Annotated in this window: 12 protein-coding genes and 1 pseudogene; 3 read left to right on the top strand and 10 right to left on the bottom strand. The window is 38.2% G+C overall.

The window, feature by feature from the left end; all coding sequences use genetic code 11:
* Positions 1-404 precede the first annotated feature (404 nt).
* The 3 genes from ABES02_RS04175 to ABES02_RS04165 all read right to left on the bottom strand — a co-directional run bounded on the left by ABES02_RS04175 (position 405) and on the right by ABES02_RS04165 (position 1,979).
* Positions 405-791, bottom strand: a complete 387-nt coding sequence (locus ABES02_RS04175) for a hypothetical protein (RefSeq protein ID WP_430131153.1) — start codon at positions 789-791, stop codon at positions 405-407.
* Positions 792-898: 107 nt separating this feature from the next.
* Positions 899-1,159: a hypothetical protein gene (locus ABES02_RS04170; protein WP_430131150.1), complete on the bottom strand. Its 261-nt coding sequence runs from the start codon at positions 1,157-1,159 to the stop codon at positions 899-901.
* A 601-nt stretch (positions 1,160-1,760) separates the two neighbouring features.
* Positions 1,761-1,979, bottom strand: a complete 219-nt coding sequence (locus ABES02_RS04165) for a spore germination protein (RefSeq protein ID WP_430131147.1) — start codon at positions 1,977-1,979, stop codon at positions 1,761-1,763.
* A 238-nt stretch (positions 1,980-2,217) separates the two neighbouring features.
* Here ABES02_RS04165 and adhE point away from each other — a divergent pair, with 238 nt between their 5' ends.
* Positions 2,218-4,827, top strand: coding sequence for a bifunctional acetaldehyde-CoA/alcohol dehydrogenase (gene adhE, locus ABES02_RS04160; protein WP_430131145.1), 2,610 nt, complete (start codon positions 2,218-2,220; stop codon positions 4,825-4,827).
* 41 nt (positions 4,828-4,868) lie between these two features.
* On the opposite strand, the gene ABES02_RS04155 is transcribed toward adhE, so the two are convergent.
* Positions 4,869-5,672 carry an ABC transporter ATP-binding protein gene (locus ABES02_RS04155; RefSeq protein ID WP_430131324.1) on the bottom strand — a complete coding sequence of 268 codons (804 nt, stop codon included), beginning with the start codon at positions 5,670-5,672 and terminating at the stop codon, positions 4,869-4,871.
* Between the two features lie 146 nt (positions 5,673-5,818).
* On the opposite strand from ABES02_RS04155, the gene ABES02_RS04150 reads away from it, so the two are divergent.
* Together ABES02_RS04150 and ABES02_RS04145 are read left to right on the top strand one after the other, a co-directional pair.
* Positions 5,819-6,979 (top strand): DUF4317 domain-containing protein, encoded by a 1,161-nt coding sequence (locus tag ABES02_RS04150; protein ID WP_430131142.1) that lies wholly within the window; start codon positions 5,819-5,821, stop codon positions 6,977-6,979.
* A gap of 312 nt (positions 6,980-7,291) precedes the next feature.
* Entirely contained in the window at positions 7,292-8,794 is a 1,503-nt protein-coding gene (locus tag ABES02_RS04145) for a malate:quinone oxidoreductase (RefSeq protein WP_430131322.1), read from the top strand.
* A 99-nt stretch (positions 8,795-8,893) separates the two neighbouring features.
* Here the strand turns inward: ABES02_RS04145 and ABES02_RS04140 are convergent.
* From ABES02_RS04140 to ABES02_RS04115, 6 genes and pseudogenes are all read right to left on the bottom strand, one after another.
* Positions 8,894-9,871, bottom strand: a pseudogene (locus ABES02_RS04140) (2-hydroxyacid dehydrogenase).
* Positions 9,872-10,082: 211 nt separating this feature from the next.
* Positions 10,083-10,640 carry a XylR N-terminal domain-containing protein gene (locus ABES02_RS04135; RefSeq protein ID WP_430131139.1) on the bottom strand — a complete coding sequence of 186 codons (558 nt, stop codon included), beginning with the start codon at positions 10,638-10,640 and terminating at the stop codon, positions 10,083-10,085.
* 43 nt (positions 10,641-10,683) lie between these two features.
* A complete protein-coding gene (locus ABES02_RS04130; RefSeq protein ID WP_430131136.1) occupies positions 10,684-11,667 on the bottom strand; it encodes a fumarylacetoacetate hydrolase family protein in 984 nt (327 codons plus the stop codon).
* 76 nt (positions 11,668-11,743) lie between these two features.
* Entirely contained in the window at positions 11,744-12,517 is a 774-nt protein-coding gene (locus tag ABES02_RS04125; protein ID WP_430131132.1) for a 2-keto-4-pentenoate hydratase, read from the bottom strand.
* A 146-nt stretch (positions 12,518-12,663) separates the two neighbouring features.
* Positions 12,664-13,128 (bottom strand): flavin reductase family protein, encoded by a 465-nt coding sequence (locus ABES02_RS04120; RefSeq protein WP_430131129.1) that lies wholly within the window; start codon positions 13,126-13,128, stop codon positions 12,664-12,666.
* Positions 13,129-13,240: 112 nt separating this feature from the next.
* Complete coding sequence (locus ABES02_RS04115) at positions 13,241-13,519, bottom strand: hypothetical protein (protein WP_430131126.1); 279 nt, start codon at positions 13,517-13,519, stop codon at positions 13,241-13,243.
* Positions 13,520-13,533: the final 14 nt, after the last annotated feature.

The following is a 13,533-nucleotide window of genomic DNA, read 5'->3' as shown; positions in this document are numbered from 1 at the left end:
GTCACCTCATTCATAATTATCGTTTTCACTCACAATGACTATAGTCCTCATTTGGTCAGTTTAGTATAAAAAAAGAAACTTCATTCAATTTTTACATCAATTGACCGTTTTGGTTTTTTGGTCATTTATTAGACCAGATTACTTTACCACAACTTATTTTATTAATCAATAATTAAAATTTAAGCTATGTTAAAGAACATCGTTGATTTTTGAAGCTCGTTGATTGGAGCGGAAGGCACGAAGACTCCTGCGGGAGTACGGGGCAGGGGAGACCCCGCAGGAGCGCAGCGACGAGGAGGCTCCCCGGCACGCCCGCGGAAAGCGAAGTGCCTGGAGCGGAAATCAACAGACAAGTTTAACAGAGCCAAAATATAAAAACCCAATCAAACGATTGGGTTGGAGAACTATTGATTGAGCTTATTAGTAAAACGTTTCAATAGAGGAGCAATGTCTTTAAATAATGGTTTAAATTGTTTAAATGTTGAAACAAACATATCAGTAGTTTCCATTAGTAAATCAATATCCACATTGTTAAGAAGATTTTCTATTTGATTTTGAGCAGTGTTCGTATGGGAGGTAGGTTCTTTTCTCCTAAAGCCAAAAGGCCCTTCTTCTCTCCGATTCATTCTATTATTTAAAGATGATCGCTCATTTAATTCAGGCGATTCTTGTGAATTAATTTCGCCTTCATGGTATGTCTCCCTGTGTTTTCTGTTTCCAAACATAAATCTTGAGAATCGGTCAATACCACCATTCGGTTCCAGTTCTTGATTATTATTATTCTCAACCAATGGCTTTTCCTTCTTTCTTACCCTTTTAGATAAACTATGATTGTTTTTGTATCAGAGTGTGGACACATGTACAAATAGTTCTTCATAATTACATCCAAATTTTCTATTTAAAAAAAGAAAGGGGAAAAACCAAAGCCAACAAATGGGAAGAAAACAGGCGGTCTAAAAAACGGTCGTCTAAAGAACGGTCTTGGACCAAAGAAACCAAATCCGTACCCATCATTTGAACTGGAAGTACTTAATTCTTCAATCTCCAGGCCATTTTTTCTTACCTTTACAACTTTTCCGACTGACCATTCCCCTTGATTATTTTTAAATTGAATCATTTTCCCCTCTAAATGACGTGCTTTTTCAAAATCTAATTGCATTCCAAATCCCCCTTTTCAAAATAAACATGCTATAAAGTATGGAGGAATTCCTTTTTGTGTACAGGCGAACACCCAAACTTGTCCATTTTTTTGGATCAATGTTAGGAAAGGATAACAAAAAAAGCCCCACACGGAGACTTTGCGCTTTGCGGTCAATGATATGGTATAAATGTACTTGAAGATCAATAATCAGTAAGTGGGTATTTTATGAGTGAATTAGTTGGGGCTAAATTAAATGTGAGCTTTTTGCTTCAGTAATTTTAACTTCTGGTTCTTTGTTAACATTCTCCAGAACCTTACTTTGAATACCATATAAAGTCCCCCTCATCATCAAGCATCGAAAGAAACCCAATACAAGATTCCTATCGTTTTTTGGTGAATGTTTCTTCCATTGTAACAAACAAATTATTATTAGAAAATCTTAAAAAAACGACTGTATTATACCTTAAATTACAAAATTCCCTATAAATTTTTCAAATCCGATTATAACGAGAAAAATCTAATCCAAAACCATCACTTTTTATGTCGAAAAAAGAATTAAAAATTTTGAAAAAATATGTCAATACTGTGAACAATTAAATAGGTCAAAAACTGTACACTTCTAGTTATCGTGAACGATTGGTTGATCAATTAAATCAGAATCAATCGTATTAGATGTGCTCACTCCATTAAAATTAATAATTTGTATACCAGTATTTGAAGCTCCAGAACCAAGGATACTCTTTAAAGCATTTTTTGGGGATACGAAAACGGCACCACCAAATTGTACACCCCCGCCACTTACAGTATCAATTTTAACCTGACCTGGAAAAAGGGACATATCCATTCATCCTTTACATTTTAATCACTTAAACTAATATATTCCCATAATCTTCAATGGTTCAACTATCCTTCAAGGCCTTATAAATAAGGTAAGTAATTGTCATCTTACTTTTTGAACAAATTTCGAACCTTTCTAAATACGAAAGAAAATTCCCTTTTTTTCTACAAATTTCTACGTTATCGATTGCTATATTTTTAAACAGGATAGGATTTTTTTAGAAATTGGAGGAGTTCTTGTGGCAGTAGAAGAGAAAGTGCTTCAACAAAATCAGGTTAGTATCGAAATTGATCTTCTAGCTAAAAATGGGGCCAAGGCTTTAGAGGCGTTCCGAGGCTTCAATCAGGAAATGGTTGATCATATTGTTAAAGAAATGGCCCTAACAGCACTCGAACACCATGTTGAACTTTCAAAAATGGCTGTAGAAGAAACTCAGCGCGGATTATTTGAAGATAAAATCTCTAAAAACATGTTTGCGACCGAAATGATTTATCACTCTATAAGAGACCTTAAAACGGTCGGAATAATTAGTGAAAACGAGCATGAAGGAACTTATGAATTGGCTGAACCTGTTGGCGTCATTGCTGCTCTTGTCCCTATCACCAATCCAACCTCTACAGTTATTTATAAATCTCTTATTTCATTAAAAACAAGAAATCCGATTATTTTCTCTTTCCATCATTTGTCCCAAAAATCAGGAATTAGAACAGCCACGCTGCTTCGCGATGCCGCTATTAAGGCGGGGGCTCCTGAAAATTGTATCCAATGGCTTGTATCAAAATCGCGTGATGCCGTAAATATACTTATGAAACACCCAGATGTCTCGTTTATTCTCGCAACAGGTGGGTCTAGCATGGTGAAGGCTGCATACAGTTCAGGAAAGCCAGCCATTGGCGTCGGTTCTGGAAATGTCCCTTGTTATTTTGAAAAAACAGCTAATATTAAAGCTTCCGTACTAGACCTACTATTATCGAAAACCTATGATAATGGAATGATTTGTGCTTCTGAACAAGCACTCATTATTGAAAAAGACATTTATACTGAAGTGGTTACAGAAATGATTGCTAATAAGAGTTATTTCCTCAACGAAGAAGAAAAATTAAAATTAGAAAAAATAGCGATTATCAAAGAAACATCTTCCCTCAACCCAATGATTGTGGGCTTGTCTGCTAATAAAATTGCGGAAATGGCGGGTATAGAGGTTCCTCTTGATACAAAAATATTAGTAGTAGAACTCGACGGTGTCGGACCGAACTATCCGCTTTCTTGTGAAAAATTAAGTCCCATCCTCGCCTGTTATAAAGCAAATAGTGTTGAGGAGGCCTTTGATCTAGCGGAAGAAACACTTAATTACGGCGGGCTTGGTCATACGGCTTCCATTCATACTTTTGATGACAGTATTATCGAAAAGTATGCGATGAGAATGAGAGCTGGACGAATCCTAGTCAATACGCCTTCTGCTCAAGGGGCAACTGGCAATGTTTACAATGATTTTCTGCCTACCTTAACACTTGGATGCGGTACATATGGCGGAAACTCAGTGTCTACAAATGTTGGTGCCATGCATTTAATCAATATCAAAAAAGTGGCCAAGCGAAATATTAACCCGCAAATATTAAGAACGCCGCCACAAATCTATTATAAAAAGAACTCTGTTCAATCTTTAGAATTTATTCCAAGTATTACAAAGGCTTTTATTGTTACGAGTCCAAGTTCATTAAAAAATGGCTATGTGAACAAGGTTCTTCATTATTTGAAAAAACGTCCTGATTTTCTCCAATACGACGTCTTTTCTGAGGTTGAACCAGATCCGAGTGTTGATACCGTCCTAAAAGGGGCAGAACTCATGAGACATTCCGAGCCAGATGTCATTATTGCTCTTGGCGGAGGTTCTGTTCTAGATGCAGCAAAAGCGATGTGGTTATTTTACGAGCATCCTGATACTGACTTCCATGCATTAAAGCAAAAATTCTTAAATCCAAGAAAGCGCGTTGTCACCTATCCAAAACTTCGGGAAAAAGCGCGATTAATTGCGATTCCAACAACATCTGGCACAGGTTCTGAGGTCACATCATTCTCAGTTATTACTGAAAAGGAGAAAAATATCAAATACCCGCTCTCAGACCCAGAATTATTACCTGATGTAGCCATTATTGACCCGCAATTTACCATGACTGTACCTAAGCATATTACAGCCGATACAGGCATGGACGTCTTGACACATGCCCTTGAGGCCTATGTATCAGTAGTTTCCAACGATTTCACGGATGGACAAATTATCAAAGCTATCCAGTTGGTATTTGAATTCCTGCCAAGAGCATACCGGGATGGACTTGATGAAGAAGCACGCGAGAAAATGCACTATGCGTCAACTTTAGCAGGATTGGCCTTTAACAATGCCTTTTTAGGAATTAACCATAGCCTTGCCCATGCCATTGGTGCCGAGTTCCACATTGCGCACGGTCGTGCTAATGCCATCTTCCTGCCGCACGTGATCCGTTTTAATGCAATTAAACCGACAAAATTCACACCATTTGCTGGCTATCAAAAATATATTGTCGACCAGCGGTATGCTGGGTTAGCTAGAATGCTCGGTTTGCCGGCTGCGACTACTGAAGAAGGAATTGAAAGCTTAATTAAGGCAATTACAAACCTTGCAAAAGAATTGGATATGCCTTTATGTATTGAGGATTGCGGTATAAAAGAAGCAGAATTTGAAAGTAAAATTGATCTTTTAGCCATAAACGCCTTTAATGACCCAGATACAAACGTAAATCCAAAACGTCCTCTTACAAGAGAATTAGCTGGAATTTTCCGTCAGGCTTATAGGTGTTCCGATAAAGAATAATAAAAAATGGAAAGGCGCAGTGATTGCACCTTTCCACTTTTTCATCTTATATTTGTCGTAGAATGAATATTCTTTTTTATAAGGAAGGGGCGTTCATTTTCCCAACTAACTTTAACTGGCAAATTGAAATACCCAGAGAGTTTATCACTTTCTATCATTTCATTTGTATTTCCAGCGGGAAAAATTTTGCCCTCTTTCAGTAATAATGTTTTATTGAATGCAGGGAGAATTTCTTCCACATGATGGGTGACATAAATAATCGTTGGAGCTCCTGCACCTTGTGCGATTTTTTCTATTGATTCTATTAGTTGCTCCCGTGCAATAAAGTCCAGTCCATTGGTAGGCTCATTAAGAATAAGCAAGGAAGGTTCTGCCATCAGAGCACGCGCAATTAAAACACGTTGTTTTTCCCCTTGTGATAAGGTTTCATAGTTTCGATTTGCATACTCTTCGCAACCGAGATTATCAAGTAAATCAGCAGCCTTCTTTCTTATTTCATCTGATGGTGTTTCATAAAGACCGATTGACGCAAAGGCCCCACTTAAAACAACTTCATTTGCATTGTCACCAGGATGAAATTTATCTTGAAGAGAAGATGAGACGAACCCAATTTGCTTACGAAGTTTCTCACCAAGATACGTTTTGCCAAATTCCATTCCAAGGACATTAATTGTTCCTTTTGTCGGGAAAAAGTAAGCGTTAAGTAAATTTAGAATCGCCGTTTTACCTGAACCATTTAAACCAAATAGAACCCAATTCTCCCCTTTGTTAATTTTCCAATCAATATTTTGTAAAATCCACTTTCCATCTCGTTTTAATGAAACATCTTCAAGCTGTAAAATCATCAAATCTTCCCTTCCTTTCCTTCTCCATTCTAGTAAATATAGATTAATAATATCAAAATTTTCGGACAAAAGACTATTAGAGCCGTCCCTTAGGAGTTGTTTTTTATTTTCTGAACAGTATAATCAGGAATGGGAGTTGAAAACAAATGAATAAAAAAGATATCGCTAATATCCGAAAACAATTTAAGTTAGATAATTATAATTTGCAAATTCGAGAAATCTTTAATGTGTATGTTCAGAAAGAATCAGGCGAGATTTACCACCATGTCAGTCAGCCGTTTCAAATGTTAGAACAGGAAGCACAAGAGTTATTTTTATCAAACTTTAAAAAAGTCCTGACAGGTCATCTTGATGCTAAACTATTTGAATTGAAATTCCAGCGGGATGTGGAAGACAGCACCCAAATGTTCCTTTTCGAAGGATTACAACAAGAGACAACGGAAGATTGGAAAGAATACATGTTGGAAATCGTCGTGAAAATGTTTGCTAACTCGGTATATGAATTTGATACCGTGGTGACGTTTATCCGAGGAGAATACAGAAAACCGACCCGGAAACGGAATACAGAATCCGAAGAAGGCGGAGATGACGAAGTCTATTCAAACGGGTTTATCCTTTGCAGTCTCAATAAAACAGATCAGCCGAAACGAGCCTTAACCTTTGATTATATTGAAAAAGAATTTAAACCGCATAACTTCTTTGATCCGATTATTAATTTAGATTCACCATTATCAGGGTTTTTGTTCCCGGCTTTTAATGACAATGCGGCAGATGTGAACCATATTCTCTATTGTGCTGGAAAAGCCAATCAACCTGATGAAAGATTTATTGAAGAGGTTCTCAATTGTGAAGAAATCAATACTGCCCAAGAAGATAAAGACTGCTTCGATTTTATTTTACAAGAAGTAATAGGAGCCGAGGTGGATTCCCGGGTCATTTCCAATGTCTATGAGGAAATTGATAAACTTGTTCAGGAGAATCAAGAAAATGAGGAAAGTGAAATTCCTACGTTGGATTCTCAAGATATCGAACGCATCTTAACTGTAAGTGGTGTGGAAAATGTCGAGACGGCTAAAGTGGAACATGCCATTAAAGCAATCTTTGATGATGAAAAATATGAATTCAAGGCCAGCAGCTTAGTTCCTAAAACCATTAAAATCGAGACGAAATTGGCGAATGTAACCATTAATCCCAAAGACCTGAAATATGTAAAATATATTACCTACGAAGGAAAACGCTGCCTATTGTTAGAAGTAGATGAAGAAGTGGTCGTGGAAGGATTTAAACTGGAAACAAATACACTCTAGTTTAGTATTAGTTGGTCCTCTATTTTGATAGGGACCAACTTTTTTTTATTATCATATTAGGATTTAGATTAATATTTGAGTTCATAGCGCGGTTTTTATCAATTCCTTTTCCTTGTGGAAGGACTTCTCACTTTCTAACAGCTTTTAAATAATTTATAATTATCATATAATAATAGATATATACTATAAACAACTTTAATACACTAGATATGATTATGACCAAGTCAAAAAAGTGGTGTGACTAGGTGACGCCTTAGGTTGGTGTGATGCCTAATTCATAACTTCAAATTTTAGGGGAAAAGGTTGATAAAAATGAACAACAGCGAAACTAAAACAGATGTCATTTTAATTGGCGCCGGAATCATGAGTGCTACTTTGGGGACAATCCTAAAAGAATTAGTACCGGAATGGGAAATCACAGTTTTTGAGAAACTTGCAAAAGCAGGTGAGGAAAGCTCGAACGAATGGAATAACGCGGGAACGGGGCATGCGGCACTTTGTGAACTAAACTACACAGTCGAAAAACAAGATGGATCTGTAGATATTAGCAAAGCAATTAATATTAATGAACAGTTTCAGGTTTCTATGCAGTTTTGGTCATATCTTGTAAATAGCGGTCTAATCCAAAATCCAGAGGATTTTATCAGACAATTGCCTCACATGAGTTTAGTTCATGGGGAACAAAATGTAGCGTTCTTAAAGAAACGTTTTGAAGCGCTGTCAAACAATCCCCTGTTTCAAGGGATGGAATTTTCTGATGACCATGAAAAACTGATTGACTGGATTCCACTTATCATGGAAGGCCGTAAATTGAATGAACCGATTGCGGCAACAAAAATCGACTCTGGTACTGATGTTAACTTTGGCGCTTTAACGCGCATGTTATTTACCCACCTAGAAAGTAAAAATGTTGCGATAAACTTCGAACACAGTGTTGAAGATATTAAACGTACTGACGATGGCTCATGGGAATTGAAAGTGTGGAACATGGAGACAGGTAACATCGAACGGCATTGTGCAAAATTTGTATTTATCGGAGCTGGAGGAGGAAGTCTCCATATGCTTCAAAAAACCGGTATTCCAGAAGGAAGGCATATCGGTGGATTCCCTGTAAGCGGACTTTTCATGGTATGTAACAATCCGGAAGTTGTAGAACAGCATCATGGAAAAGTATACGGAAAAGCCAAGGTTGGTGCACCGCCAATGTCTGTTCCGCATCTTGATACAAGATTTATCGACAATAAGAAATCATTGCTTTTTGGACCGTTTGCCGGTTTCTCACCAAAGTTTTTAAAAACTGGTTCAATGATGGATTTAGTCACTTCTGTAAAACCAGATAATCTCGTAACTATGCTGGCGGCAGGCGCAAAAAACATGCCATTGACAAAATACCTGATTGAGCAAGTTATGTTATCAAAAGAACAGCGCATGGAAGAGTTACGAGAGTTTATCCCGACTGCCAAAACAGAAGATTGGGATTTAGTAGTTGCGGGACAACGTGTGCAAGTAATCAAAGATACGGAAGCTGGCGGCAAAGGAACACTTCAATTTGGTACGGAAGTGATTACTGCTGGTGATGGTTCGATTGCAGCATTATTAGGTGCTTCTCCGGGCGCCTCTACTGCTGTTCACGTGATGCTTGAGGTAATTAAAAAATGCTTCCCTCAGCATATAGATGAGTGGGAAACGAAAATTAAAGAAATGATTCCTTCTTATGGCCTGTCACTAATGGAAAATCCAGAACTTCTGCACAAGCTTCATACTTCAACAGCAGAGACGCTTGGTTTGAGAGAAAAAGAGCTTGTTTTTAGTTAATAACTTTCATAGAAATTCTCATATCAATAAAAAAGCAGGACTAATTCATTTTACGAATTTCTCCTGCTTTTTTAGATGCTTATAGATGTGTTTTTTTATTTATTTACTTCTCACTAAGACCTCAGGATTTATAAGGCTTGGCGGAGTCTTACCTTGTAAGCCAGTGACTAGATTTTCGGCCGCCAGCTGAGCCATTTTTATTCGGGTATCTTTCGTTGCAGAACCGATATGCGGCAATGTAACCACATTATTCATTGATAGCAGCGGATGGTCTGGTCGAACTGGCTCCTGAGCAAATACATCTAAGCCAGCAGCTAGAATATCCTTGTTTTCCAGGGCACGAACTAATGCGTCTTCATCAACAGTTGCTCCGCGCGAACCATTGACAAAAATGGCTGTTTTTTTCATTAATTTAAACTCTTTTTCTCCAATAAGTTTTTCCGTCTTGGGAGTTAATGGTGTCATCAAACAAATAAAATCTGATTGCTCGCACAATTCCTCAAGTGAGCAATAGGTTGCATTGAAGGTTTCCTCTGCTTCAAGATGCCGTGAGCGATTATGATACAAAATGGACATGTCAAAGCCAAAATGGGCCCTTTTTGCAATGGCAGTTCCAACCCCGCCCATACCAATGATTCCAAGTTTTTTATGATGGACATCTATTCCAAATAGGCTTTCACCAATTAGTGATTTCCAGTTCCCTTCCTTCACGAACTGATCCAATTCTGGCATTCTTCGAGCGGTGGCCAGCATCAATCCAAAAATCGTATCAGCCACAGTATCATTTAATACCCCTGGTGTATTGGTAGCCAAAACTTTTCGATTGGTTAATTCAGGAATATCCAAGTTGTCATAACCGACAGAGATATTACTCACAATTCGAGGAGCACGTTGGAGAAATTCATGATCCACTTTTTGACCTGACCCTAGAATACCTTCCGCATCCTTTAATTCCTGATAAAAACTAGGATATGTATGAGAATCTAATTTCTAAAAATAAACAACATCACATGTTTTGCGAATAAAATTTAAAATAGCTGAATCTAGCTTCTTGTAGACTATGACTTTTGGTTTCATATAATTTTCCTTTCTTAAAACACTTTTATTCTTTGGCTTTGTTAAATTTGGCTGTTGATTTCCGCTCCAATCAACAGATTATAAAAAAAACAACAATATCGTTTAACAGAGCCTATTCTTTATATTCAATCAATAAATAATAAATTTTCCAACAAAAAGAGTCCTCAACATTATAGAGGAATTATCAGATTGTATTCAAATGCTCTATGTATTAAACCAATACCCTTTTTAGCTTTTCCGTTAAGGCAAAAAGCACTGTCTTATAGTCTGTGATGACTCCAATATCATCCCCTTTGGCTATACAGCTGGTTTCCTTTACAATGACGCTTTTTCGGCAATCCGTGGACATATATCCGCTGGCATATCCGGTCAAGGTATAACACACAGGGATATCAGATAATCCGTGATGTTTAAGATGTACATTTGCTTCAGATGAGTCAATCCATTTACCTTTTCCAATTATCGACTTGAGCGTGTCCGAATCGCCCATTTCTATAACTCTTTCAGACTGTATATCTTTGATATGTTTAGTATTTAGATGGAGAATGGAAGCCTGTTTAAGAAGGTACTCTATAGAGGTACTAGTTAACATAGCTTCTTTGGCATCACTGACGCCTAAGCTCCAACCGTAACGAAGAAGAAATCCCTTGGCTCTCTTGGTTCCTAAATTTTCAATAATTCCTTTACGCAAGAGCCCAAAGGCCGAAGTGGTCGTTAGAATTTTTTTATTTCCCTCTTCGGAACGGTTTGGTTCCAATATATTAACCAAGTTTCCCTCCATAATCTCACCTTTTCCTCATCAGCATTCATACCTATTTGGAATTTACAAGTCTTTTGCTCTTAACCACCTTGCTTACTTGCTCGCCGAGATCAATTTTTCCATTAGAACTTTTAATTTGGCAGCGGATGATATCACCATCATTGAGATACTTTCCGCTTTCCAATTGCTTCTCCACCAGCAATTCCAGCTTTTGCTGATATGGGACAGATAAATTGGACAGAAGTGCATTTACTTCTGGTGAAAGGTTTAATGCCACCCCGCCGCCTGTACCGGTAACAATTAAATCTCCTGCCGATAAATCCATTACTTCTGAAAGTTCTGCTATTGTTTCAGCTGGTTTATATAGGAGCTGGCTGGAGTTTGCCGATTGTCTGAGTTCCTCATTCACCCAAAGGTCTAACTGCAGGTCATGAATGAGGGGCAATTCTTCTTTGTCTAGGAGGTACAAGAAAGGACCCGTTGGACAAAATGTCCGAAAGCTTTTTCCTTTTAACCATTGTCCCTGCGGCAGCTGCACATCCCGTGCCGAAACATCATTAACGATGACCAGTCCAGCAACATAATTATGTAGATTTTCATCGGTTACTTCGACAGGCTCGGAGATGTTGGCACCGATTATTAGTCCTAGCTCTAATTCATAATCTAACAGCCTAACACCCTGCGGGCGGACAATATCACTATTTGCTCCACATAAGGAACTATCTGCTTTGCTGAAAATCATATTGAATGGCGGTCTTGCTGCTTCCATTCCTGTCTCTGAACGGTGTGTTGAATAATTTACTCCCTGACAAATTATTCTTGCCGGCTTAGTCACTGGGCTCAATAGTGTCACGTCATTTAAAAAAATGGTCTCGACATTTTCCTCGTCTTTTATTTTCCTTGCTTCCTCTTTCCCGCTTTCCAAAAAGTCTGCTAAGCTGTTATAGGACCCTTTGAGCAATAGAATATGGTTTCCAGATAAAACTCCCCATTTTTCTTGTTGGTCTTTTTCAAACCTTACAACTTGTATCCCCATTTAAATAACTCCTTTCACTTCTAAAATGATAATAAAGACTCCCTTACACTGCATAGAAGGAGTCTCATTGTGCTTCCTATTTAAACGTTGCCGATACGGAACCAAGGTGGTCAAATTCAGCTGTAAAGGTATCCCCTTTTTCAATGACAACAGCCTTTGAAAGCGCTCCCGCCAAGATGAATTCACCAGCATGAAGGGAAATTCCGTAACCCCCGACCGCGTTTGCCAGCCAGGCAACCGCCATAGCTGGATGGCCCATGACCGCTGCTCCGACTGCCGAATCGAGAAATTCACCATTTTTATAAACTCTCATTCCGATTCTGGCAAGGTCATGCCCATTAATTGGGGTCGATTTATTACCAATTACTGCCCCGGCTGATGAACCATTGTCAGCAACTGTATCTTCGAATTTTATTTGCCAGTCCCGAATACGGCTATCGATGATTTCAAGAGCAGGGACTACATAATCTGTTGCTTCGATGACATCCTTAACCGTAACACCAGGACCATGCAAATCTTTTTTCAGGACGAAGGCAATTTCAAATTCGACCTTTGGCTGAATAAACCGGTCAAGGGAAATGGTCTCACCGTCTTCATAAATCATATCATTAAGGAGATGACCATAATCAGGCTGATTGACATTAAACATTTCCTGCATGGCTTTACTGGTAAGGCCAATTTTTTTCCCTACAATCACAGCCCCATTTTCCACTTTTCGGCGGATTTGCTGAAGCTGGATTTGGTAAGCCTCATCAACAGAAATAATATCTGCTGATGAGGTAAAAGGGTCAATTGGCTTTTTATGGACTTCTGCTTCCAATAATGCAGTTGCTGCCTTTTGAATATCCATCTTGTAATCCTCCATTACATCGCATGCCCTAACTTTGCGATTCTGGTTAACTTATAGAATTGTCCTCCTTAAATTTTAAAATACTTTCACTAGAAAAACTATAATAAATAATCAAAAAATTTTAAATACTTTTTCCCAAAATAGAATTATCCTTCTGCCAGTTTTCGGTATTTGCCACTAAAATAAACTAGTGGTTCTTTATCCTCCAAATGAATGTCGGTTACTTTTCCGATAAACAGCGTATGGTCTCCTTCTGTATGTGTTGAGGTAACTTCACACGTGACTTGGGCGATTGAGCCCGGTATGACAGGTACACCTCCAAGCCTGTCGAACTGTACCTCGCGATGCTCTTTAATTTGACCTGCAAATATCATTGAGAAGTCCTGTTGGCTGGCAGCCAGAATATTAACGGAAAAGGACTTGCTTTGTTTTACTTTTTCAAGCATTGTCGCTTTTTCAGCAATTGAAACGACCACCAGCTTAGGATTTAGCGAGACAGACATAAAAGCATTTGCTGTCATTCCATGTACCTGGCCATCCACTTCTGTTGCCACCACTGTTACGCCTGTAGCAAATTTCCCCATTGCGTTCCGAAATAGACGATCATCCATCTGAAATCACTCCTTGTTTGTTCATTATTTAAAGAATATTTTGCAGTGGTTTAGATTATCACTTCAAATAAAAAGCAGGCACGTTTTTATGTGCCTGCCTCACTATTGCTCATTATCCGCCCAAACCGGAAATAATGATTCCAAAACAGGCGCTAAATAATAATATATTTAACCCGATTCCAATAAGCGCTCCCTGCCCCATCCGTTTTTTTCCCTTAGCAAAGCAGTATATCGGCAGCACAATCAGCGCGATGGCAGCAATCAGCATATAGACAATAATAATAGACGAATTCAATAATAATAGGATTACTCCCATTAAATAAATTCCTAGTGAGATTCCAATCCCAATCCATAGGTCCTTTAAAGAGCCATCTTTTTTGTTTTGACTCAAAAAACCACCACTCC

Source organism: Neobacillus pocheonensis, from assembly GCF_050477905.1.
Classification (GTDB): domain Bacteria; phylum Bacillota; class Bacilli; order Bacillales; family Cytobacillaceae; genus Neobacillus; species Neobacillus pocheonensis_A.
Note: the sequence above shows the minus strand (reverse complement) of the source record. Positions and strands in the feature narration are given on the sequence as shown.